Annotated in this window: 19 protein-coding genes; 3 read left to right on the top strand and 16 right to left on the bottom strand. The window is 69.2% G+C overall.

Features of this window, described 5'->3' with window-relative positions; genetic code table 11:
* Positions 1 to 41 precede the first annotated feature (41 nt).
* From ACXN5S_RS13080 to hutI, 14 genes are all read right to left on the bottom strand, one after another.
* Positions 42 to 995: an ABC transporter ATP-binding protein gene (locus ACXN5S_RS13080; RefSeq protein WP_458605876.1), complete on the bottom strand. Its 954-nt coding sequence runs from the start codon at positions 993 to 995 to the stop codon at positions 42 to 44.
* Positions 992 to 1,909: an ABC transporter permease gene (locus ACXN5S_RS13075; protein WP_458605875.1), complete on the bottom strand. Its 918-nt coding sequence runs from the start codon at positions 1,907 to 1,909 to the stop codon at positions 992 to 994. The genes ACXN5S_RS13080 and ACXN5S_RS13075 overlap by 4 nt, the downstream gene beginning before the upstream one ends.
* Positions 1,893 to 2,843, bottom strand: coding sequence for an ABC transporter permease (locus tag ACXN5S_RS13070; protein WP_458605874.1), 951 nt, complete (start codon positions 2,841 to 2,843; stop codon positions 1,893 to 1,895). Before ACXN5S_RS13070 ends, ACXN5S_RS13075 begins: the two co-directional genes overlap by 17 nt.
* A gap of 42 nt (positions 2,844 to 2,885) precedes the next feature.
* Positions 2,886 to 4,901: a CocE/NonD family hydrolase gene (locus ACXN5S_RS13065; protein WP_458605873.1), complete on the bottom strand. Its 2,016-nt coding sequence runs from the start codon at positions 4,899 to 4,901 to the stop codon at positions 2,886 to 2,888.
* Complete coding sequence (locus ACXN5S_RS13060) at positions 4,901 to 6,436, bottom strand: trimethylamine methyltransferase family protein (protein ID WP_458605872.1); 1,536 nt, start codon at positions 6,434 to 6,436, stop codon at positions 4,901 to 4,903. The genes ACXN5S_RS13065 and ACXN5S_RS13060 overlap by 1 nt, the downstream gene beginning before the upstream one ends.
* Before the next feature lie 118 nt (positions 6,437 to 6,554).
* Positions 6,555 to 8,627: an oxidoreductase gene (locus ACXN5S_RS13055; RefSeq protein WP_458605871.1), complete on the bottom strand. Its 2,073-nt coding sequence runs from the start codon at positions 8,625 to 8,627 to the stop codon at positions 6,555 to 6,557.
* 156 nt (positions 8,628 to 8,783) lie between these two features.
* The gene (locus ACXN5S_RS13050; RefSeq protein WP_458605870.1) at positions 8,784 to 10,265 is read right to left on the bottom strand and encodes an EAL domain-containing protein; all 1,482 of its coding nucleotides are present in this window, start codon (positions 10,263 to 10,265) and stop codon (positions 8,784 to 8,786) included.
* Positions 10,266 to 10,588: 323 nt separating this feature from the next.
* Positions 10,589 to 10,999, bottom strand: coding sequence for an SRPBCC family protein (locus ACXN5S_RS13045; RefSeq protein WP_458605869.1), 411 nt, complete (start codon positions 10,997 to 10,999; stop codon positions 10,589 to 10,591).
* Positions 10,996 to 11,313 (bottom strand): ArsR/SmtB family transcription factor, encoded by a 318-nt coding sequence (locus ACXN5S_RS13040; protein ID WP_458605868.1) that lies wholly within the window; start codon positions 11,311 to 11,313, stop codon positions 10,996 to 10,998. The genes ACXN5S_RS13045 and ACXN5S_RS13040 overlap by 4 nt, the downstream gene beginning before the upstream one ends.
* A 170-nt stretch (positions 11,314 to 11,483) precedes the next feature.
* Positions 11,484 to 12,176: a GntR family transcriptional regulator gene (locus ACXN5S_RS13035; protein WP_458605867.1), complete on the bottom strand. Its 693-nt coding sequence runs from the start codon at positions 12,174 to 12,176 to the stop codon at positions 11,484 to 11,486.
* Positions 12,173 to 13,849 (bottom strand): urocanate hydratase, encoded by a 1,677-nt coding sequence (gene hutU, locus ACXN5S_RS13030; protein WP_458605866.1) that lies wholly within the window; start codon positions 13,847 to 13,849, stop codon positions 12,173 to 12,175. Before hutU ends, ACXN5S_RS13035 begins: the two co-directional genes overlap by 4 nt.
* Complete coding sequence (gene hutG, locus ACXN5S_RS13025; protein WP_458605865.1) at positions 13,846 to 14,646, bottom strand: N-formylglutamate deformylase; 801 nt, start codon at positions 14,644 to 14,646, stop codon at positions 13,846 to 13,848. The genes hutU and hutG overlap by 4 nt, the downstream gene beginning before the upstream one ends.
* Positions 14,643 to 16,166, bottom strand: a complete 1,524-nt coding sequence (gene hutH / locus ACXN5S_RS13020; RefSeq protein WP_458605864.1) for a histidine ammonia-lyase — start codon at positions 16,164 to 16,166, stop codon at positions 14,643 to 14,645. Before hutH ends, hutG begins: the two co-directional genes overlap by 4 nt.
* Positions 16,160 to 17,350: an imidazolonepropionase gene (gene hutI, locus ACXN5S_RS13015; RefSeq protein WP_458605863.1), complete on the bottom strand. Its 1,191-nt coding sequence runs from the start codon at positions 17,348 to 17,350 to the stop codon at positions 16,160 to 16,162. Before hutI ends, hutH begins: the two co-directional genes overlap by 7 nt.
* Before the next feature lie 74 nt (positions 17,351 to 17,424).
* Here hutI and ACXN5S_RS13010 point away from each other — a divergent pair, with 74 nt between their 5' ends.
* Positions 17,425 to 18,780 (top strand): formimidoylglutamate deiminase, encoded by a 1,356-nt coding sequence (locus ACXN5S_RS13010; RefSeq protein WP_458605862.1) that lies wholly within the window; start codon positions 17,425 to 17,427, stop codon positions 18,778 to 18,780.
* A 13-nt stretch (positions 18,781 to 18,793) separates the two neighbouring features.
* Here ACXN5S_RS13010 and ACXN5S_RS13005 read toward each other — a convergent pair whose 3' ends face one another.
* Complete coding sequence (locus ACXN5S_RS13005) at positions 18,794 to 19,408, bottom strand: pyridoxamine 5'-phosphate oxidase family protein (RefSeq protein ID WP_458605861.1); 615 nt, start codon at positions 19,406 to 19,408, stop codon at positions 18,794 to 18,796.
* Positions 19,409 to 19,632: 224 nt separating this feature from the next.
* Between ACXN5S_RS13005 and ACXN5S_RS13000 the strand changes: the two genes are divergently transcribed.
* Entirely contained in the window at positions 19,633 to 20,613 is a 981-nt protein-coding gene (locus ACXN5S_RS13000; RefSeq protein WP_458605860.1) for a sensor domain-containing diguanylate cyclase, read from the top strand.
* A 6-nt stretch (positions 20,614 to 20,619) separates the two neighbouring features.
* On the opposite strand, the gene cueR is transcribed toward ACXN5S_RS13000, so the two are convergent.
* Complete coding sequence (cueR, locus tag ACXN5S_RS12995) at positions 20,620 to 21,018, bottom strand: Cu(I)-responsive transcriptional regulator (RefSeq protein ID WP_458605859.1); 399 nt, start codon at positions 21,016 to 21,018, stop codon at positions 20,620 to 20,622.
* Positions 21,019 to 21,156: 138 nt separating this feature from the next.
* Here cueR and ACXN5S_RS12990 point away from each other — a divergent pair, with 138 nt between their 5' ends.
* Positions 21,157 to 23,607 carry a heavy metal translocating P-type ATPase gene (locus tag ACXN5S_RS12990; RefSeq protein ID WP_458605858.1) on the top strand — a complete coding sequence of 817 codons (2,451 nt, stop codon included), beginning with the start codon at positions 21,157 to 21,159 and terminating at the stop codon, positions 23,605 to 23,607.
* The last annotated feature ends 10 nt before the right edge of the window (positions 23,608 to 23,617 follow it).

The following is a 23,617-nucleotide window of genomic DNA, read 5'->3' as shown; positions in this document are numbered from 1 at the left end:
GGCCGGGATCAGGGGCGCGCCTTTTGTGAGGGGGTGACGGGTCATGGGGCCACCTTGTGGCAGAGCGCTTCGCGGCCAGATGACGGGCGGCGGCGCGGTGGCGGGCCCTGGCAGATGTCGGAGGCCTGCGGGCAGCGGGGGGCGAAGGCGCAGCCGGCAGGCGGCGCCGCCAGATCGGGGAGGCGGCCGCCGATGGTGGGCAGCCGGCCCGTGCCTTTCTCGATGATGGAGGGGTCGCAGGACAGCAAAGCCTGCGTGTAGGGATGCAAGGGAGCGTGGTAGAGATCGTCGACCGGCGCCACCTCGACCACCTGACCGGCATACATCACCGCGACGCGGTCGCAGAGCTCGGCGATGACGCCGAGGTGATGCGTGACGATGACGATGGCGCAGCCGACCTCGGCCTGCAGCTCGCGCAGCAGATGGATGATCTGCGCCTCCATCGTGACATCGAGCGCCGTCGTCGGCTCGTCGGCGATGAGGACGGCGGGGCGCATCAGCAGGGCGGCGGCGATGGCGGCGCGCTGGCGCATGCCGCCGGAGAGCTCATGCGGGAAGCGGCTCATCGCGAGATCCGGCTCCAGCCCGACCTTGGCGAGCATGTCCTTGGCGCGGCGGCGCTTCTCGCCGCGGCTGCAGCCGGCGTTGATCTGAAAGTCGATGAGCTGCTCGCCGATCCGCAACACCGGGTTGAAGGCGGTGATCGGGTCTTGAAAGACCATGGCGATCTCGCGGCCCCGGAGCGCCCGGCGCTTGCGCTCGGGCATCTCGCTCATCGCCTCGCCCTTCAGCCGCACCACGCCGCCGGTGATGGTGGCGCCGGCGCCGAGCAGGCTGATCATGGCGCTGGCGAGGGTGGATTTGCCGCAGCCGCTTTCGCCCGCGATGCCCAGCACCTCGCCGGGGCGGACGGAGAGGCAGACCTCGCGCAGGGCCTGCACGCCGCCGGTATATTCCAGCGAAAGATCGTCGATATCGAGCACCGGCTCCATCATGCGCCCCCTTTGACGAGCTTGGGATCGAGCGCATCGCGCAGCCCCTCGCCGAGGAAGGTGAAGCCGAGGGTGGAGAGCACCAGCGGCAGGCCGGCGATCAGCACCATATGCGGGGCGGACCGCAGCGAGGTGTAGCCGTCGTAGAGGATGTTGCCCCAGGAGGGCTGCGGCGGGCGCACGCCGAGGTTGAGGTAGCTGAGGCCCGCTTCGAGCATGATGACGATGGGCACATCCATGCTGAGGAGGATGACCAGCGGCCCCACCACATTGGGCAGGAGGTGCCGGAAGAGGATGCGGGCGCCCGAGGCCCCCATCGCCCGCTCGGCGGTGATGAAATCCGATTGCGCCATGCCCAGCGTCTGCGCCCGGATGAGGCGGCCATAGGCGGGGATCGAGACGACGACCACGACGAGGATCAGCGTGTCGGTGCCGGGGCCGATGACGGTGATCACGGCCAGCGCCAGCATGATCATCGGCAGCGACGAGACGGAATCGAAGATGAGCACGAGGATTCCATCCAGCCAGCGCGGCCCGTAGCCCGCGATCATGCCAAGGATCAGCCCCCCGAGCCCCGCCAGCCCGACCGAGGTCAGCGCGATGCCCAGCGCGGTGCGGGCGCCGTAGATGATGCGGCTGAGGAGGTCGCGGCCGAGTTGATCCGTCCCGGCCCAATGCTGCCAGGAGGGCGTCTGGAACTTGTCCATCACGCTCAGCTTGAGCGGGTCGTGGGGCGCGATCCAGGGCGCGAAAAGGGCCATCGCCACGAAGGTGAGCACCAGGATCAGGCCGAGGGCGCCCATCGGGTCACGCAGCAGCACCCGCAGCGACGAGCGGTGCACCAGCGCCCCGGCGGCGCGGCGCTCGCGGCCAGGCCGAGCCTCGGGCGTGGGGGCGGGGCTAGCGTCGGAAGGCATCGCGCACCCTTGGGTCGAGCCGGGCGATCAGCAGATCGGCGGCGGTGACGACGGCGAGGTAGAAGGCCGTCATGAACAGCACGCAGCCCATCACAACCGGGTAGTTCCGGTTCGAGACGGCGCCCGTCATCAGCGTGCCGATGCCGGGGCGCGAGAACACCGCCTCGACGAAGACCGCGCTGGAGAGGATCGAGCCGAGGCCCACAGCCAGCAGCGCGATCGTGGGGATGATGGCCACGCGCAGGGCATAGCGAAAGACGACCCGGCTTTCGGGCAGGCCGAAGGCGCGGGCGGTGCGGATATAGGTCTCGCCCATCACCTCGAGCAGCGAGGCCCGCACGAGCCGGGCGAGGTAGCCCACCCAGCCGATGCCGAGCGCGAAGGCCGGCAGGATCAGCGCGCGGATCTGGCTGCCCATGTCGCCGGGCGAGCCGGCGCCGATGGCGGGCAGCCAGTGCAGCCAGACAGCGAAGATGAGGATGGCATAGATCGCGATGACGAAGCTCGGCACCGAGATGAAGCTGACCGAGATCAGCCCCAGCAGCCTGTCGGTGATCGAGCCGCGCCAGACGACGGCGGCGGCACCGAGAAGGATGCCCAGCACCAGCGCCCAAAGGAGCGCGACGATGCCCAGCACCAGCGTCTTGGGGAAGAATTCGAGGATCAGGTCAAGCACCGGGCGGCGCGACCAGACGTCGTAGCCGAGATCGCCGGTCAGCGCATTGCGGAAGAACAACCAGATCTGCGTGAGCACCGGCTCATCCAGCCCCATGCGCTCGCGCAGCAGGGCCTTCAGCTCGGGCGTGGCGCGGGGGCCGAGCGCCAGAGTGGCGGGATCGCCGGGGATGAGAAACACCATGGCATACATGGCCAGCATCACCGTGAGCAGGATCACGACGGCGAGGCCGATACGCTTTGCGGCGTATCTCAGCATCGCGCCTGCCAGGGCTGCGACCGGAGCAAGGGCCAGGGCTGCTCAGACATGATCGCGCGGTATCCTTTCGTCCCATTGTCGCTCGAAGAGCACGTCGCCGTTCTCGGTGACGGCCAGCCGCATCTCGACGCGGAAATGCGTGGCATCGCAACTCAGACGGCCAGTGGAATGGTGGCCGCAGGTGGTGTCCTCGCGGCGGATCTCGACGTTGCACTCCGTCTCGGTAACCGCCGAAAGCGGGTCGCCGTCGGTGATGATGTAGCGGGCGAAGGCATCGGAGGTGACGGTCTGGCCGATGTCGGGCATCTCGGTGGAATAGGTCCAGCGTGGGAAATCCACGATGGTCTCGCCGGTCATCAGATCGCGGCGGACAGAGCGGCGCACCGTCGGCTCGGCGGGGTGGCTGATCGCGGGCGTGTCTTCGGCCATCTCCGGCGGGTCGAACTCGCGGAGGGTGGCATCCGCCTCCGAGGGCGGGCGCACGGGCAGGTCGAGCCAGCTGTCGCCGGTCACGACGCTCAGCGTGGCCAGCTCCGGCGAGGGCCAGCAGATCGGCCAGTAGGTGGTCGAGAGCGACACGGCGATGCGGTGCCCGGCCGGGAAGGCATGGGCGATATCGTCGAGATCGACGGTGACCTCGTAGGTCTCACCCGGCACCAGCAGCTCGGCATGCTCATGGTCCTGCCGGTGGGTGAGGTTGAGATAGCCCTGCGTGACCTTGGTCGACCGGCCATCGGGCATCACGTCGTTCAAGCGCACGGCCACCAGCGCCATCGGCTTGTCAGAGGAGAAGCGCAGGCGCAGCTGGGGCGCGCCGAGGATCTCGGTGCGCTCCGGCAGCGGCGGCGTGGTGAAGACGAGGCTGCCGCCGTCATCCTCGCGCTGGTCGGGCGCCCATTCGGCATCCTCGCCGTAGCGGCCCACCTCGCCCGCGGCGAGGCCCACCCAGAGGGGCGAGCAGATGGGAATGGGGCCGGAGGTTGCAGGCTCCGACCCCAGGCTCCCGCCGGCATTCAAATAGAGCGAGCGGTGCTCGATGCGCGGCGAGGGCCATTCGGCCTCTCCCACCCAGCGGCCGGGGCGGGAGAGATAACATGTCTGCGGCGGGACGCTCTCCTGCATCCAGACGCGATACATCGGCTCGTCCATGATGCCGGTGTCGGCGCCTTTCATCCAGTGATCGCACCAGCGCCGCACCTCCTGCAACCAGCCGATGGCGGGATGCACGGCAACGTCATGCGGGAAGGAATGCGCCCAGGGGCCGACGAGACCGAGCCGCGGCCCGGAGAGGCCGGCGAGGAGGCGCGGCACGGTCTCGCTGTAATTGTCGGCCCAGCCGGAGACGGCATAGACAGGGATGGTGATGCGGGAGAGATCCTCGCAGACCGAGCCCTGCTTCCAGTACGCGTCGCGCCGCTGATGGGCGAGCCAGGTGAGGATCCAGGGCTCGTTCGCCTCCATCCGCTTCGTCCAGGCCTCGCGCCAGCCGGGGCCGGAGAGCGCCGGGTCGGGCGGCAGGTCGTTATGGGCGAACATGGTGGAGGACCAGTCGAAATTGTCCTTGGAGAGGCACCCGCCCACCCAGTGGATATCGGTGGCATAGCGGTCATCGGTGCTGCCGACCGTGATGATCGTCTTCAGCGCCGGTGGCTGCAGCGCCGCGATCTGCAGCCCGTTGAACCCGCCCCAGGAGATGCCGATCATCGCCACCTGACCGTCGCACCAGCTCTGCTCGGCCAGCCAGGCGATGGCCTCCACCCCGTCGGCCTGCTCCTGCGGGGTGTATTCGTCGGTGATGATCCCCTCGCTGTCGCCAGTGCCGCGAATGTCGAGCCGGACGCAGGCATAGCCATGCCCCGCCAGCCAGGCATGCATGGCGTGATCGCGGGCGCGGGTGCCCTCGCGCTTGCGATAGGGCAGATACTCCAGGATCACCGGCACCGGCCCCGCCCCTTTCGGCCGCCAGACCTTGGCGGCCAGCCGCGTGCCATCGGCCAGAGGCACCCAGATGTTCTCTTCGATCTCGATCTGATGGGGGAAGTCGGTGACGATATTCATCAGTTCAGCGGCGCGCCGCCCTCCTCCGTGCGTTTGGCCACGAAGGCATCGAGCGCCTCGGCCCTGTCCTGCTCAAGCGGGGGCTGCTCGTAGGTGGTGAGCAGCTGCTTCCAGACACTGTTGGCGCGCGTGCGGGCATCGATGCTGCCCTTTTCCAGCCAGAGCGGGTGGTTGTCCCAGTTCGAGACGAGCGGCGTGTGGAAGGCGGTGGAATAGCGCTCCATCGTGTGGGCGGTGCCGAAGAAATGCCCGCCGGGGCCGGCCTCGGCAATGGCGTCGAGGGCCAGCGCCTCGGGGCTGGTGTCGAGCGGCTCGTAATAGGCATCCATCATCTGCAGCATCTCGGCATCGAGGATGAGCTTTTCGAAGCTGGCGGTGAGGCCGCCATGCATCCACCCTGCCCCGTGCTCCAGCAGATGCGCGCCGCCCATGAGCGCGCCCCAGAGGGAGAACATGCTCTCGTAGGCGGACTGGGCGTCGACCTCGTTCGCCGCGTTCACGTTGGAGGAGCGGAAGGGCACGCCGATATGCCGGGCCAGCTGGCCGGTGGCCTGCGCGGCCTTGATGTACTCGGGCGTCCCGAAGGCCGGCGAGCCGGAGCGCATGTCGACGTTGGAGGTGAAGCCGCCATAGAGCACCGGCGTGCCTGGGCGGACGATCTGGGTGAGCACGATGCCGGCGATGGCCTCGGCATGCTGCTGGACGAGCGCGCCGGCCACGGTGACAGGCGCCATGGCGCCGGCCAGCGTGAAGGGCGTGATGGCGACGGGCTGGCCATGCTCGGCCATGCAGATAAGCCCCTCGGCCATGGGAATATCGAGCTGCAGCGGCGAGTTGGTGTTGATGACGCCCAGCAGCGCCGGCGCCTCGATCAGCCCCTCGGGCGTGGTGCCGAGCGCGATGGAGGCCATCTCGATGCCGTCCATGGTGCGCTTTCGGCCGAGCGTTTGCGTCTGCCAGTTCTTGTCTAGCAGGGTGATCTGGGCGCGATAGATATCGAGATGCCGGGTGTTCGCCGGCAGGTCCATCGGCTCGAAGGGGCAGCCGCCCTCCTGATGGATGACGTTGAGCACCTGCACGAGGCGCAGGTAATCGCACATCTCCTCATAGGTGCCGTCGCGGCGGCCCTTGTCGTTGTCCATCACATAGGCCGGCCCGCCGACCGAGACATAGACGCAGAGATCGCCGCCCACCTGCAGGTTATGGGCGGGGTTGCGGGCGGCCAGCGTGAAGGTCGATGGCACCGTCGCCAGCCGCTCGGCGATGAGGCCGGGATCGAGCCGCACCGTGGGGCCGGAGACATCGGCGCCGGCAGAGGCGTAGCGCGCCCGGGCGCCGTCATCGAGCACCCGGAAGCCAGTGGTGGCGAGCAGCGTCAGCGCCGCCTGATGGATCGCCTCGAGCTGATCGGCGCTGATCACTTCGACCGGCGCATAGGGCCGGCGCCGCTGGCCGAAGGGCGCCTGCTGCGGTGGCTGCGGGCCAGTGGCGCGAGGCGCGCGGGCAGAGCCGCGGGTGCGGGTGCGGGAATTCATCGGCGGTGCTCCGCTGGGGCGGGGCGCGGGTTGGGGCGGAGCGAAGCGGGGGCCAGCCCCCGCACCCCCGAGGTATTTTTGGCCAGATGAAGGGGGGCGCGGGCGCGAGAAGGAGAGGTCATTCCGCCGCCTCCGCGTAAAGGCCCATGGGCGCGAAGGGAGCGTCGCGGCGTTCAAGCAGCGAGCCGGGGGCGCGGCCCACGGCGCGGGCGGTGCGATGGGCCTGATAGGTGGCATGCGCAATGGCGCCGGGGGCGAAGGCATCGCCGGTCAGATGCAGGGCGCCGGGCGCGGCGGCGCCCTTCAGGGCGTCGTGCAGAGACGTGTCGCCGACGCGCTGGCCGACGATGACGAGGCTGCGCACGGCGATCTCACGGCGCTCGGCGCTGAAGATCTGGCTGAGGCCCAGCGTCTCGCCGTCGAAATCTTCCACGATCTCCAGCGTCCGGTAGCCGATGCCGAGATCCTTGAAAGCGACATGCACCAGCGGCTGCTCGTTGGTCATCACGCCCCAGCTCTGCGCGGCGCCGGCGCTGGTGATATAGGTGACCTCCGCCCCCTGTCCGGCCAGATGCTCGGCAATGGCGGAGCCCATGTAGTAATTGTCGTAATCGAACACGGCCACCGGCCCTTCGATCTTCACCCCCGCCGCGATGTCATCGGGCGTATAGACGCGGGGGGCATCGAGCGGCCCGGCCGGGATCTCGTTGGCGCCGCAAAGATTGCGCGTCCACTTGGCGCCGGTGGCGAGGATCACATGGTCGGCGCCGAACTCGGCCAGATCGTCGGGCCCGAGCCGGCTTTCTGCATAGAGCGAGACGTTCGGCATTTTTTGCAGCTGACCCATCCGGTAGTCGATGACGCGGAACCACTGGCGCAGGCCCGGCAGTTTGCTCTCCCAAAGGAGGCGACCGCCGAACTCCGACGAGGCCTCGGCTACCGTCACTTGGAAGCCCCGGCGCGCCAGCGTCAGCGCCGCTTCCAGCCCGGCGGGGCCGCCGCCGACGATGACGGCACTCTCGTCGCTGTCGCTTTTCACCACCTCGGGATGCCAGCCGCGCCGCCATTCCTCGCCCGCCGTCGGGTTCTGCGTGCAGCGCACCCAGACGCCATCGTGCCAGGACGAGATGCAAATGTTGCAGCCGATGCATTCGCGGATGTCGTCTTCGCGGCCTTCCTCGATCTTCTTCGGCAGGAAGGGGTCGGCGATGGAGGGGCGCGCGCCGCCGATCAGGTCGAGCACGCCGCGTTTGACCATGCTCACCATCGTATCGGGCGAGGTGAAGCGGCCGACGCCGACAACCGGCTTGCCGGTGGTTTTCTTGACGAACTCGATCACCGGCTCGTGGCTGCCCTCCTGCACATAGCGCGAGGGGGCACAGTCGGTCGCCGAGTAATCCATCTTCACGTCGAAGAGGTCGGGCGCATCTTTCAGCAGGCCGATCACCTCATGCGCCTCGCTCTCGGCCACGTCGGAGTGCCGCGCCCGCAGCTCCTGCAGCGAGATGCGCAGGGCGACGGCGCAGCGGCCATGCGTGGCCTCGCGCACGGCGTCGATCAGCTGGGTGAGCAGGCGCACGCGGTTGGCGGAGGAGCCTCCGTAAGCATCGGTGCGGTGGTTATAATCGGAGAGGAGGAACTGGTAGGGCAGATAGCCCATGCCGGCATAGACGTAATGGATGTCGAAGCCCGCCTCTTCCGCCCGCACGGCCGCCTCGGCATGCCAGCGGATCAGGTCGCGGATGTCGGAGGCGTCCATCACCTTGGGCCGGGCGGAGGACATGAAGCCCACATGCGTCGCCATCCACGGCACGCCCGAGGGGGAGAGCGGCGCATAGCGGCTGGTGCGGTTCACCGCCGCCGCGCCGCCGTGCCACAGCTCCACCGCCGCCAGCGAGCCATGGGCATGAATCGCGTCGGTCGTCAGGCGGTGCGAGCGGATGTCGGCCTCGTCCCAGAGGGAAGCGAAGGGAAAGGGCGAATCGTCGGACGAGGGATGCACCGAGCAGGCGCCGGTCGAGACGACACCCCAGCCGCCCTCGGCCTTGGTGCCGCGAAAGGCGGCGCGCACATGCGGGTTGGCATTGGTCATGCCCGAGGCATGGGGCACCTGGTAGAACCGGTTCGGCGCCACCTTGGGGCCGATCTTCACCGGCTCGAACAGCACATCATATCGGGAAGCGCGCGCCATGCAGACCTCTTGTTGAACACTTGTTTAGTAAAGGTCAGCGCCGGGTGAGCTGTCAAGACTCTTTCGCTTTGGCACCGCAAGGCGGCCCCCGGGGCAGCGGCCAGTTGCATGAGCTTTGGGCAGTTTTTGCAGGGGTTCGGCGGCCTGCGCCTGGCGTCAGGCGCTCTTTTCGACCGGCGGGGTGCTCAGTGGCTGGCGGCGAACCGTTTCGGCGAAGACGAGGAATTCGTCGCATTCCAGCGGGCGCGAGAACAGGTAGCCCTGCCCCAGAAGCACGCCGCGCTCGATGAGGTATTCGGCCTGCGCCCTGGTCTCGATCCCTTCGGCGATCATGATGAGATCCAGAGAATGGCCGAGGTCGATGATATGCTCGACGACCGAACCGCGCGCCGCCTCAAGCCCGATGCCGCTTACGAAGCTCTTGTCGATCTTGAGCGTGTTGATCGGAAGGTTCTGCAGATACTGCAGGCTCGAATAGCCGGTGCCGAAATCGTCGATCGCCACGTGGTGGCCCGCGCGGCTGAGGGCGGCGAAGGTGTCATGGCTGGCCTCCGGCGCGATTAGGCCCCGTTCGGTGACTTCCAGCATCACCTTGTCCGCCGTCAGCCCCGTTCGGTCGAGCTCCGAGGCCAGGAAGGCCGGAAAGGCGCCGGAGGCGATATCGCCGGCCGAGAGGTTGATCGCGACATGGCCGCCCGCATCGCTTTTCAGATAGGGCGTCAGCTCCTCTATCGCGCGGGCCACCACCCAGCGGGTGATCTCGCCGATGATGCCGCGCTCTTCGGCCACGGGGATGAACTGGTCGGGCCGGATGTACTCGCCATCCGGCCGCTGCCAGCGCAGCAGCGCCTCGGCGCCGCGGCACTGGCCCGTCGAGAGGTCGATGATCGGCTGATAGACCAGCCGCATCTCGCCATGGCGCAGCGCAGAGAGGATCTCGCGGTCGAGCTTGAGCTGCCTGCGCGACAGCCAGATGATGTTGACCACGAGCAGCAGCGACACGATCAGCGCCGCCGGCAGCAGGATGCGCAGGAAGTTCTCGAACGTCCCCGCCCTGCCAACCTGCGGCGAGCTGGCGAGGGCGACCAGTCGGCCATTCACATTCGTGCGCGCGAAGGTCAGATCGGGCGGCACGTCTTCTGGCGCGATCATCTCCGGTGCATCGCTGCCCAGCCATTCCTCCAGCGAGGCTCCCAGCTCGGTGCCCGCGCCGCCGAGCAGATAGACCTGCCCCGACCGCTCGCGGTAGCCGAGGGCGAGCTCGATATCGTTGAACGTGGGCGTATCGGTCAGGCGGAAATGCGAGATCAGGACGTTGTGGTTCTGGTCTTGCAGAGCGATGGCCGGGCCGGACTCGCTGATCGCGGTGTCGATCTCGGGGCTGACGGCGATACCGTTCTCCAGCGTGAACGCGACGGGCGCCTGCCGGACACCGGGCTCGGCCATGCCCCAGGATGTGCAGGCCAGCTCGCCATTCTCGAAATAGCCGACCTCGTCGACGTAAGAGGACCCCATCACCAGATGGCGCATCGCCGCGATGTGGTCTTCGCTGCAGCCGCTGTAGCTGCGCATCTGCAGCAAGACCTCTTCCGCCTCGGCCAAGGCCAGCTCGGCGCGCGTCAGCGCAACTCCGGCCATTCCTTCCAGGAGGCGCCCATGGTTCCGAACGGACAGCTCACGGGCAATGTAGACGCTCAGCAGAACGGGAAGTACGGCAGCCAGGATGGCGCCGACAACCGTCAACAAGGCGATACTGGTCCGGCGCGAAAAGCGCCTTTTCGTCATCGGCTTTAATTGGGCGCCTGACTTGCGAATCATCCTGCCGAAAATTCATATTTTTTAAACGTCTTAAGCAAGGTGTCTCGGCAGAGAGTGGCCATTTTTGGGCAAAAGCTCACGGGCCGCGAGTCAGATTGTCGCGGCGGGATCAGCAGGCCGGGATGGCGCGGAAAGGACGGGCGTCAGCCCGTCCGATCGAGGAAGGCGGCGAGATTGCCCACATGGGTGGGCCAGCTTGCCTTGGCGCCGCTGTAGAACTGCCCCTGCCCCTCGCGGAAGCCCGCCTGCTCCATCCGCAAGAGAGTGCCGCCCGGCGTGGGCGTGAGTGTCCAGCTGACGGTGCTTTCCAGCCCGAAGGCGTTCCAGCTGTAGCTGAGATGCGACGGCGCCTCGGCCTCGAGCACCTCGCAATCGACGGCGCCCCACTCGCCGCTCATCTGGAACTTGTGGCCGGGCTCGGCGGCAAAGTCGTTCTTCATCAGCCATTCCTCGATGAAATGCGGCGTCGTCAGCGCGCGCCAGACCTTCTCTGGCGGATGCGGCAGCTCCCGCTCGACGACGACGGATTTGGGCTGAGGCGCGGGATCGGTCATTGGTCCATCCTTTTGAGCAGGGCATCCAGAACATCGAGCCGGCTCTCCCAGAAGCCCGCCATCTGGGCCGTCCAGTCGACGAGGGGCGAGAGCGCCTCGGGCCGGGCGGAGTAGTGCGTCTGCCGCCCCTCGGGCCGGGCAGTGACGAGGCCGGCATCGCGCAGCACGGCCAGGTGCTTGGAGACGGCGGGTTGCGAGACACCGGCCTGTGCCGTCAGCCGCACCACCGTCTGCTCCCCGTCGCGGCAGAGGCGTTCGAAGAGCGCGCGGCGGGTCGGGTCGGCGAGGGAGCGGAAGAGGAAGTCGGCGGTCATTTGATAACCCTGTGGCTATGGATAATCCATAGCCATGGAGGAATGGGTCTGTCAATGGGCCGTAGGGTGCGTGCTCGTCACGCACCTTTCGGGCCGCGTCCGCCACCGACCACATCGTCCGCAGGCCGGGGGAAGAGCGGCGGCGTAGCGAAAGCGGGCAGGCCCCCGCCCTACAGGCTCGCCCGCATCCGGTACCCCGGCGCATAGGTCAGCCGCACCGCCGTGATCGCCCGCCCGTCGTTCCACGTCGCCCGGTCGAGCGTGAGCAGCGCCGCCCCCTCCTCCGCCGCCAGCCGCGCCGCCGTCTCCCCTCCCGCCGGCTCGGCGGAGATCGAGAGGTCGCCCGTCGTGTAGGGCACATGCGCGAGGAGCCATTCGTTCGGGCTGGTCACGCGGAAGTCCACGTCCTCCGCCTCCGGCAAAGCCGCGAGGTTCAGCCAGCGGTCCTCCAGCAGGAAGGGCCGCTCGTCGGCGAGGTGCAGGGCCACCACGTGCAGCATCGGCGCCCGCGCCGGCAGGCGCAGCCGGGTGGAAACAGGCTCCGGCGCCGGCACCGCCTCGCGCTCCAGCAGGTGATGCCGCCAGGTGGCCCCCTGCCCCTCCACCTCCTTGCGGATCACCGGGATCGTCAGCACCGCCCGCGCCGGCGGATGCTCCGCCACCACCGTGCCGGCCCTCCGCTTTCGGTCCACCAGCCCGCGCTCGGCGAGGCCGCGGAGCGCGCGGTTTACCGTCGTGCGGGCGACGCCGAGCTCCACCGCCAGCGCGGTCTCGGCGGGCAACAGAGTCCCCGGCCGCCAGGCGCCGTCATTGATGCGCCCGATCAGCTCATCCTGAACCTCCTGCCAGCCCCGCCGGCTCACCTGAGGCCCGGCAGGTTCAGCCCGTGCTCCTCCGCGCAGGCGATGGCATCCTCGTAGCCCGCATCGGCATGGCGCATGACGCCGGAGGCCGGGTCGTTCCAGAGCACCCGCTCCAGCCGCTTCGCCGCCGCGTCGGTGCCATCGGCGCAGATCACCATCCCCGCGTGCTGGCTGAACCCCATGCCAACGCCGCCGCCGTGGTGGAGGCTCACCCATGTCGCCCCGCTGGCGGTGTTGAGCAGCGCATTCAGCAGCGGCCAGTCCGACACCGCGTCCGAGCCGTCGCGCATCGCCTCCGTCTCGCGGTTGGGGCTGGCGACGGAGCCGCTGTCGAGGTGGTCGCGCCCGATGACGACGGGGGCGGACAGCTCGCCCGACCGCACCATCTCGTTGAAGGCGAGGCCGAGCTTGTGGCGCTGCCCGAGCCCCACCCAGCAGATCCGCGCCGGCAGCCCCTGGAAGGCGATCCGCTCGCGCGCCATGTCGAGCCATTTGTGCAGGTGGGGATCGTCGATCAGCTCCTTCACCTTGGCGTCGGTCTTGTAGATATCCTCAGGGTCGCCCGAGAGCGCCGCCCAGCGGAACGGCCCGATGCCCCGGCAGAAGAGCGGCCGCACGTAGGCGGGCACGAAGCCGGGGAAGGCGAAGGCGTCGGTGAGCCCCTCGTCCTTCGCCACCTGCCGGATGTTGTTGCCGTAATCGAGCGTCGGCACGCCGGCGTTCCAGAAGTCGACCATCGCGGCGACATGGGTGCGCATCGAGGCGCGGGCGGCGGCCTCAACCTCCTTCGGCGCGCTCTCCTGCTTCGCCCGCCAGTCGGCGACGCTCCACCCCTGCGGCAGGTAGCCGTGCAGCGGATCGTGGGCGGAGGTCTGGTCGGTGACGATATCGGGGCGCGGGCCGCCGGCCTTCATCCGGGCGGCGAGCTCGGGGAAGATGTCGGCGGCGTTGCCGATGAGGGCGACGGATTTCGCCTCTCCGGCGGCCGTCCACTTGGCGATCAGGGCGAGGGCGTCGTCGAGGGTATGGACCTTCTCATCGACATAGCGCGTGCGCAGGCGGAAGTCGGCGCGGGTCTCGTCGCATTCCACGGCGAGGCAGCAGGCCCCGGCCATCACCGCCGCCAGCGGCTGCGCGCCGCCCATGCCGCCGAGGCCGGCGGTGAGGATCCACTTGCCGGTCAGGTCGCCGCCATAATGCTGGCGCCCGGCCTCGACGAAGGTCTCGTAGGTGCCCTGCACGATGCCCTGGCTGCCGATGTAGATCCACGAGCCGGCGGTCATCTGGCCGTACATGGCCAGCCCCTTCTTATCGAGCTCGTTGAAATGGTCCCAATTGGCCCAATGGGGGACAAGGTTGGAATTGGCGATCAGCACGCGGGGCGCGTCCGTGTGGGTGCGGAAGACGCCGACCGGTTTGCCGGACTGGACGAGCAGGGTCTCGTCGTCTTCCAGCTCCTTCAGCGCGGCGACGATCTTGTCGAAATCTTCCCACGTCCGCGCTGCCCGCCCGATGCCGCCGTAGACGACCAGCTCATGCGGGTTCTCGGCGACATCAGGGTGCAGGTTGTTCATCAGCATCCGCATCGGCGCCTCGGTGAGCCAGCTCTTGGCGCTGATCTCGGGGCCGGTGGGCGGGTAGACGTCGCGGAGGTTGTGGCGGGGGTTGGTCATCGGGAGCCCTCCAGAGTGCCGGCGAGGCCGGCCAGGGTTTGCAGGATGTCTTGAAGGTGGGTGCGGAGCGCCTCGGCCTTGGCCTCGTCATAGGCCCAGGGCGGGGCTTCCTCGGTGAGGTAATTGCGCTGCGCCAGCTCCATCTGGATGGCGTGGAGGCCCTCGGCGGGGCGACCGTAGTGGCGCGTCGTCCAGCCGCCCTTGAAGCGGCCGTTGAGGATGGAGGAGTAGCCGGGCGCGGCGGCGCAGATGCCCTGAACTGCGGCCTCGACCTGCGGCGCGCATGTGGTGCCGCCATCGGTGCCGATGTTGAAATCTGGCAAGTCTCCGTCGAAGAGATAAGGGATTTTCCCTCTGATTGAGTGGCAATCGTACAAGATCGCCACGCCGTGCCGCGCCTTCACCCGCTCCAGCTCGGCACTCATCGCGGCATGGTACGGGGCGTGATAGGCCTCCCGCCGCGCCTCGATCTCCGCCTCTCCCGGTGGATCGTCCCAGATCGCCTCGCCGTCGAAACCCTTCGTCGGCACCAGCCCGGTGGTGTTCTGCCCCGGGTAGAGCGAGACGCCGGAGGGGTCGCGGTTGGCGTCGATGAGATAGCGGTGGAACGTGGCGCGCACGGTCGTCACCCCCGGCAGCAGGCCGGCGTAGAGCCGGTTGATGTGCCAGTCGGTATCTGCGAGCGCCCTGCCCCGGTCGTTCAGCCTCACCCGCACGTCCTCCGGCAGCCAGGTGCCGGTATGCGGCAGGCCGAGCACCACCGGCCCGTCGCCGCGTGTCACCTCGACGGGCATCATGGCGCCAGCTCCGGCAGCTCCAGCCCGCCGGTCAGGCGGCCCTCTCGCACCAGCGCGGCAGCCCGCTCCAGGTCGGGCGCAAGGTAGCGGTCCTCGCCCAGCGCCGGCACGGCCTCACGGAGGCGGGCGATGACGGATTGCAGCGGCGCCGATGTCTCCAGCGGGGCACGAAAGCCGATACCCTGCGCCGCCGCCACCGCCTCGATGCCGAGGATCATCGATAGGTTGGCGTTCATCCGGGCGAGACGCCGGGCGGCGTGGGCGGCCATGCTCACATGGTCTTCCTGGTTGGCGGAGGTCGGCGTTGAGTCCGTCGAGCAGGGGTTGGCCAGATGCTTGTTCTCGCTCATCAAAGCGGCGCTCGTGACCTCGGCGATCATCAGGCCGGAGTTGAGGCCGGGATCGGGCGTCAGGAAGGGCGGCAGGTCGAAGGAGAGCGTCGGGTCGACCATCACCGCGATGCGCCGCTGCGCGATCGAGCCGATCTCCGCCAGAGCCAGCGCGATCTGGTCGGCGGCGAAGGCGACGGGCTCGGCATGGAAGTTGCCGCCGGAGACGATGCGCCCCTCCTCCACCAGCACCAGCGGGTTGTCGGTCACCGCATTCGCTTCGACCTCCAGCGTGCGGGCGGCGAAGGACAGAAGATCCATCGCCGCGCCCATCACCTGCGGCTGGCAGCGGATGCAATAGGGGTCCTGCACGCGGGTATCGCCTGTCCGGTGGCTCTCGCGGATCTCGCTGCCCTCCATCAGCGCCCGCTGCGCGGCGGCGAAGGCGATCTGCCCCGGCTGGCCGCGCAGCGCATGGATGCCGGCGAGCAGCGGCGCGGTGGAGCCCATGACGGCATCGGTCGACAGCGCGCCGGTCACGATGGCGGCGCGGGCATTGTCCCAGGCGCGCCAGAGCCCGGCGAGCGCGCAGGCGGTCGAGAATTGCGTGCCGTTGATGAGGGCGAGGCCCTCCTTGGGGCCGAGCGCGATGGGGGCGAGGCCGGCCTTCGCCAGCGCCTCGGCGGAGGGCATGCGGTGGCCTTCGTGCACCGCCTCGCCTTCGCCCATCATCGCCGCGGCGAGGTGGGCGAGCGGGGCGAGGTCGCCCGAGGCGCCGACGGAGCCTTGCTCGGGGATCACCGGCAGCACATCCGCCGCCAGCATCGCCTCGATCTGCTGGGCGGTGGCCCAGGCCACGCCCGAAGCCCCGCGCCCGAGCGAGAGCAGCTTCAGCGCCATCATCAGCCGGATGGTCGCGGCGTCGAGCGGTGCGCCGACGCCGCAGCAATGGCTGAGGATGAGGTTGCGCTGGAGCCGCGCCGTATCCTCCGCCTTGATGCGAACGGAGGCGAGCTTGCCGAAGCCGGTGTTGACGCCGTAGACGGCCTCCTCCCCCTCGGCAGCCTTGCGCACCAGAGCCTCGGCGGCTTCGACAGCCGGGCGGCAGACCGGGTCGAGCGCGGCGCCTTCGCCCTCCCAGACGGAGCGGAGCGTGGCGAGCGGGGTGGCGCCGGGGGTGAGGGTCAGCACTTGGTGCCTCCAAAAATGAGGGCGTAGAGGGGGTTCCAGCCGATGCGATAGGCGAGCTCCGCCGGGGTCTCGACGTCCCACACCGCGAGGTCGGCGCGTTGCCCGGGCGCCAGCGTGCCCCGGTCCGCCAGCCCCAGCGCGCGGGCGGCATGGGTGGTGGCGCCGGCGAGGGCCTCCTCCGGCGTCAGACGGAAGAGCGTGCAGGCCATGTTCATCGCCGTCAGCAGCGAGGCGAGCGGCGAGGAGCCGGGGTTGCAATCGGTGGCCACGGCCATGGGCACCCCGGCGTCGCGGAAGGCCTGCACCGGCGGGGCCTTGGTATCGCGGAGCGTGTAGTAGGCACCGGGGAGCATCACCGCGACTGTCCCGGCGGCGGCCATCGCGGCGGCGTCTTCGGCGGTCGCGTGTTCAAGGTGGTCGGCGGAGAGCGCGCCATGGCGGGCCGCCAACGCCGCGCCGCCCATGTGCGAGAGCTGCTCGGCGTGCAGCTTCACCGGCAGGCCGAGCGACGCCGCCGCATCGAAGACCCGGCCGATCTGGGCGGTGTCGAAGGCGATGCCCTCGCAGAACCCGTCCACCGCATCGATGAGGCCCCGGCCCTCGTGCATCACGGGGATCACGACCTCGTCCACATAGGCGTCCGGGCGGCCCTTGTACTCGGGCGGCACCGCGTGGGCGGCGAGGTAGCTGGTGCGGACGGTGACGGGGCGGAGCTCGGCGATGCGGCGGGCGACGCGGAGCATGCGCAGCTCCGTCTCCGGCTCCAACCCGTAGCCGGACTTGATCTCCAGCGTCGTCACGCCCTCGGCGATCAGCGCGTCGGCGCGGGTCAGGGCGCCCTCCAGCAGCGCCTCCTCCGACGCGGCGCGGGTGGCGCGGACGGTGGAGCCTATGCCGCCGCCGGCGCGGGCGATTTCCTCGTAGCTGGCGCCTTCGAGCCGCATCTCGAACTCGTCGGCCCGGTGGCCGCCGAAGACGATATGCGAGTGGCAGTCGATCAGCCCGGGGGTGACGAGCCGCCCGCCCAGATCCTCAGCCTCCTGGCCCTGCCATTCCGCCGGGAGCTCAGCCAGCGGCCCGGCGAAGGCGATGCGACCGTCCTCCACCGCCAGAGCGCCGTCCTCCACCAGCCCGTAGCGGCCGGGGGCGGCGAAGGTCGCAAGGCGGGCATGGGTATAGAGCATCGGGGCCTCTTGATCGGGAGCCGTCGCCCGTGATTATGTATGCACATATTCAGCTGTCAACGGGAGAGTGGGCCATGCAGGTGATCTGGGCGGAGCAGGCGCTGCTGGGGACGGGCTGGGCGCGCGACGTGCGCATCGAGGTGGCGGAGGGCCGGATCGCCGCCGTCACCCCAGGCGCCCCAGCGGAGGGCGAGCGGGTCGGCGTCCTCGTCCCCGCCCCTGCCAACGCCCATTCCCACGCCTTCCAGCGCGCCATGGCCGGGCTGACGGAGCGTAAGGGGCCGGCGCAGGACAGCTTCTGGACATGGCGACAGCTGATGTTCCGCTTCCTCGAGGAGATCACGCCCGAGCAGGTCCAGGCCATCGCCGCCTTCGTGCAAATGGAGATGGCCGAGGCGGGCTTCGGCGCGTCGGTGGAGTTCCACTACCTGCACCACGCCCCCGGCGGCGCGCCTTACGCGGACCTCGCCGAGATGTCCGGGCAAATCGCCGCTGCGGCGGAGACCAGCAGGCTCGGCCTGACCCTCCTGCCCGTCGCCTACCAGTTCGGCGGGCTCGACAGGCGCCCGCTCGGCCCCGGCCAGATCCGCTTTGGAAATGATCGCGAGCGTTTCGCCCGCCTGCATGAGGCCGCCGGCGCCGCCCTCACTCCCCTGCCCGACGATACGCGGCTCGGGGTGGCGCTGCATTCGCTTCGGGCGGTCGCGCCAGAAGACCTGCTGCCACTGGCCGGCCTCACCGACGGACCGATCCACGTGCACCTTGCCGAGCAGGTGGCGGAGGTCGACGAGGTGGAGGCCGCGCTCGGCGCCCGCCCCGTGGCCTGGGCCCTCGCCAACCTGCCGCTCGACGATCGCTGGTGCCTGATCCATTGCACGCAGATGACCCCCGGCGAGACCACCGCCCTCGCCGCCATCGGTGCCGTCGCCGGCCTCTGCCCGCTCACCGAGGCGAGCCTCGGCGACGGTATCTTTGACGGCGTGCGCTGGCTCGGCGCCGGCGGGGCCATGGCTATCGGCTCTGACAGCAACATCCGCATCAGCCTCGCCGAGGAGCTGCGCCAGCTCGACACCTCGCAGCGCCTGCGCGACCACTCCCGCGCCGCCCTCGCCACGCCTGAGCGCTCGACCGGGCGGCGGCTGATGGAGGATGCGGCGCTCGGCGGTGCCAAGGCGGCGGGGCGCGGCACGGGCCGCATCGAGCCGGGCGCCTGGGCCGACCTCCTCGCCCTCGATATGGCCCACCCGGACCTTGAGGGCCTCACCGGCGACACCGCGCTCGACAGCTTCGTCTTAGCTGGCGGCCCGGGGATGGTGGACCGGCTCTGGTCCGCCGGGCGGCCCCTCGTCACGGGCGGGCGGCATCACCGCCGCGACGAGATCACCGCTGCCTATCGCCGGGCGACCAGGGAGCTGCGCGCGCGGGCCTGACGCGCCGCGCCGGCTACCACATCGACTTGGCGTAGCTCTCCGACAGGTTGTCGTCCATGTCCGCCGGCGCCGTCTCCAGCGCGAGCTGGTCGTGGAGGATTTCACCCAGCGTCGGCATCTCCTTGCGGTCGGGCCATGTCTCCGGCGACCAGAGCTGCGAGCGCATGAAGGCCTTGGCGCAATGCATGTAGACCTCGGCGACCTTCACCACGAGCACCGCGATTGCCGGCCGGCCGTTCACGCCGAAGCGGGCGCAGAGCTCTTCATCCGTCGTTAGCCGGCCTGTACCATTGATGCGCAGCGTCTCATTCATGCCGGGGATGAGGAAGATCAGGCCGACCGCCGGGTTGTCGACGATGTTTTCCCAGCTATCGAGCCGGTTGTTGCCCGGCCTGTCGGGGATGGCGAGTGTGGTGTCGTCGAGCGGCACGGCGAAGCCCGGTTTGTCGCCCTTCGGCGAGACATCCGCCCTGCCCGCGCTGTCTTGCGTGCCGAGCAGCAGGAAGGGCGATTTCGAGAGCAGGTGCCGGGCATGCGCATCCAGGAACGGCAGTTGCTTCTTCAGCGCCACGTCGTGAACCGGCTTGTAATGGGCGCGCAACGCCTCGCGGCTATCGATGAATTCCATGGCTGCCTCTCTCCTCTCCGTCCTGATGCCGGCGCGGGCCGGCGCCATCACTCTCGCCAAGAGCGAGCCGGGCGCAACCCCGCGGCGACCGCCCGCTTGCGTGCGACTGTGGCCAGGCCCCGCATCTTGAGGCGCCTCAAAGTTGAACCGCACTGTGCTTGCCGCCGTTCTGCTATGACGTGCAAAGCCAGCAAACAGATTACCAAGAGGCCGGGACCCGCATTGTGAAACTTCCGCTCGACCGACTGCGCAGACTTTTCCAACCGAAGGACGCGCGCCGCGACATCGATTTTCGCGCCCTGACAGAGAACGCGGCAGATGTCGTGCTGCTCGTCAGCAGCGACCTGCAATTGCGCTATGCCTCTCCCTCGTCGAAGGCCGTGCTGGGGTGGGAGCCGGAGGAGATATTGGCCATGCAGCTTGGCATGGTCTACGAGCCCGACCTTCCCCTCGTTCATGAGACGGCCGAAAAGCTGCTGGCCAGCGGCGCCGGCAGCGACATCTCCCTCGTCTTGCGCGCCAACCATAAGGACGGCTCGCTGCGCTGGATGGAAGGCCACGGTCGCCTGCTCGCCAATGAAGATCCGCACCATCCCAACGACGTCGTCGTCACCCTGCGCGACGTCTCGGCGATGAAAGAGCTGCAAGAGCGGCTGAGTGCGCTCGCCATGGAAGACGGGCTGACCGGCCTCGCCAACCGGCGCGCCTTCGACGAGGCGCTGCACCGCGAATGGGACCGTACGCTGCGCGACCGCTCGCGCCTGTCGCTGGTGCTGATCGATCTCGACCTCTTCAAGGAGGTGAATGACCGCTTCGGCCATCAGGTGGGCGACGATTGCCTGCGCAGCGTCGCTGCCACCCTGCGCGGCGTGGCCCGCCGCCCCGGCGATCTGGCCGCGCGCTACGGCGGCGAAGAGCTGGCGCTGATCCTGCCGGACACGGACATGAACGGAGCGGAGCAATTGGCCGAAGAGCTGCGGCAGGCGATCTACGATCTCGACCTGTCCAATCCCGGCAATGCCGTGGGCGACCGGCGCATGACCGCCAGCATCGGCGTCGCCACCGCGCAATCTTCAATCGGCGGCACGATGAAGATGCCCGAGGCGTTGCTGCTGGCGGCGGATGCGGCGCTCTATCGCTCGAAGCACGAAGGGCGCAACCGCGTCACCTCTACCATGCTGCTGGTGCCGGAAGGCGAGGGCTAGCGTGCCTCAGGGATGGCCGCCGACGCCGGCGAGATCCTGCAGGATGGGGCAATCGGGCCGGTCATCGCCGTGGCAGCGCCGGACGAGTTGCCCCAGCGTGGCCTTCAGCCCCTGCAGCTCGGCGATCTTGCGGTCGATCTGATCGAGCCGCTCTTCGGCCAGCGCCTTCACATCGGCACTGGCCCGGCCCCGGTCTTCGTAGAGCGACACCAGCGCACGGCAATCGTCGATGGAAAAGCCCAGCGAGCGGGCGCGGGCGAGGAAGGCCAAGGTGGCCACGTCGGCCTCGCCGAAATCGCGGTAGCCATTGGCGCTGCGGGCCGGGTGCACCAGTCCGATCTCTTCGTAATAGCGGATGGTCTTGGCCGGCAGGCCGCTGATCTCTGCCACGTCCTTGATGTTCATTCCGGGGCTCCTGAAGCGTCCCATCAGATAAAGGTTCCAAAAACTGGAAGGTCAAGGCACGAGAGCCCTTGACCTTCCAGTGGCTGGAACGACTAGCTCTGCCGTCATTCGCTCCACACGCCCTCCCGGGAGGCCCAGATGACCGACGCAGCCCACATCCACGATGCCCCCGCCGGCGAGGTGATCCGCGACCCGGTTTGCGGCATGACGGTCGACCCCAGCAAGGGCAAGCCGACTGCCGAGCATGAAGGCCGGACCTTTCACTTCTGCTCCGCCGGCTGCCGCGAGAAATTCGTGGCCAGGCCGGAGGAGTACCTGACGGCGGAAGACCCGGTCTGCGGCATGAGCGTGGACCGCGCCTCGGCGAAGCACATGGCCAAGCACGAGGGGCAGCGGCTCTATTTCTGCTCGGCGGGCTGCATGGCGAAGTTCGAGGCCGACCCAGAGACCTATCTCGCCGGCCGCCCCACCCCCACGGCGCCGCCCGGCGCCAAATGGACCTGCCCGATGCATCCCGAGATCGTCGAGGATGGCCCGGCCGATTGTCCGCTCTGCGGCATGGCGCTGGAGCCGATGACGCCCAGCGCCGATGCCGGGCCGAACCCAGAGCTGGTGGATTTCACCCGCCGGCTCTGGATCGGCGCGCCGATGGCCGCCGTCGTGTTCATCCTGGAGATGGGCGACCACATCGGCCTGCCCTTCCGCGAGTGGATGGGGCCGGGGCCCTTCGTCTGGGTGCAGGCGATCCTCGCCACGGCGGTGCTCTGGCTCTGCCGGGTGTTCTTCAAGCGCGGCTGGAGCTCGATCCGCAACCGCAGCCCGAACATGTGGACTCTGATCGCCATCGGCACCGGCGCGGCCTGGATCTTCTCGGTGGTGGCGCTGCTGGCGCCCGGGCTCTTCCCCGCGCAGATGCGCATGAATGGCGCGCCGCCGGTCTATTTCGAGGCGACGGCGGTGATCCTGATCCTCGTGCTCGTCGGCCAGGTGATGGAGCTGCGCGCCCGTGAACGCACCGGCGATGCCATCCGCGCCCTGATGGACCTCGCCCCGAAGACGGCCCGGCGCGTGAAGGACGGCCGCGACGAGGACGTGCCGCTCGATGAGGTGAAGGCCGGCGACATCCTGCGTGTGCGCCCCGGCGAGGCCGTTCCGGTCGACGGCACGGTCACCGAAGGCAGCTCGGCCGTGGATGAGAGCATGGTCACCGGCGAGCCGATCCCGGTCGAAAAGACCGAGGGTGAGGCTGTCACCGGCGGCACGCTCAACCGCACCGGCAGCTTCCTGATGAAGGCCGAGCGCGTGGGCGCCGAGACAACGCTGTCACGCATCGTGGCGCTGGTGGCGCAGGCGCAGCGCAGCCGCGCGCCCATTCAGGCGCTGGCCGACCGGTTCGCCGGCTGGTTCGTGCCCGCCGTGGTGGCTGTCGCCGTGCTCGCCTTCCTCGCCTGGTGGCTGCTCGGCCCATCGCCCGCCCTCTCCTACGCCTTCGTCGCGGCGGTCAGCGTGCTGATCATCGCCTGCCCCTGCGCGCTGGGCCTCGCTACGCCGATGTCGATCATGGTGGCCACGGGCCGCGGCGCGCATGCCGGCGTGCTGATCCGCGATGCCGAGGCGCTGGAGCGGCTTTCGAAGGTGGATGTGCTCGTGGTCGACAAAACCGGCACCCTCACCGAAGGCCGCCCCTCGCTGACAGAGGTCGTCGCCGGCGCCCTGCCGGAGGCCGAGGTGCTCGCCCTCGCCGCCGCGCTGGAGCGCGGGTCGGAGCATCCGCTGGCCGAGGCCATCACGCGCGGCGCTGCCGAGCGGGGCGCGGAGGAGCTGCAGGCGAGCGACTTCAAGGCCGTCACCGGCAAGGGCGTGACCGGCCGTGTGGGCAAGCGCAGCGTCGCGCTCGGCAATGCCGCGCTGATGGCGGATGAGAGCGTGACCCTCGGCGAGCTGAAGGCGCGCGCGGCAGAGCTTCAGGCCGAGGGCCGCACCGCCATGTACCTGGCCGTCGATGGCCGGGCTGCCGGGCTGATCGCCGTGGCCGACAGGATCAAGGAGAATGCCGCCGAGGCGATCCGCGGACTGCACGAGGCCGGCCTGCGCATCGTGATGGCCACCGGCGATGCCGAGCCGACCGCCCAGGCCGTGGGCTCGGCGCTCGGCATCGACGAGATCCGCGCCGGCGTCAGCCCAGAGGGGAAGGGCCGGCTCATCGAGGCACTGCAGCGCGAGGGCCACAGCGTGGCCATGGCGGGCGACGGGGTGAACGACGCCCCGGCCCTCGCCGCCGCCGATGTGGGCATCGCCATGGGCACCGGCGCCGATGTGGCTGTCGAAAGCGCCGGCATCACACTGCTGCAGGGCGATCTCTCCGGCATCCTGCGGGCGCGGCGGCTGGCGGAGGCGACGATGCGCAACATCCGGCAGAACCTCGTCTTTGCCTTCATCTACAACACCGCCGGGGTGCCGATCGCGGCGGGCATCCTCTACCCATTCTTCGGGCTGCTGCTCTCGCCCATCATCGCCGCCGCCGCGATGAGCCTCAGCTCGGTCTCGGTGATCGGCAATGCGCTGCGGCTGCGAGGCGTGAAGCTGTAAGAGACAGAGC

It is taken from the genome of Pseudoroseicyclus sp. H15, assembly GCF_054353345.1.
The sequence above is the reverse complement of the archived record's forward strand: the minus strand, read 5'-3'. Positions and strand labels throughout refer to the sequence as shown.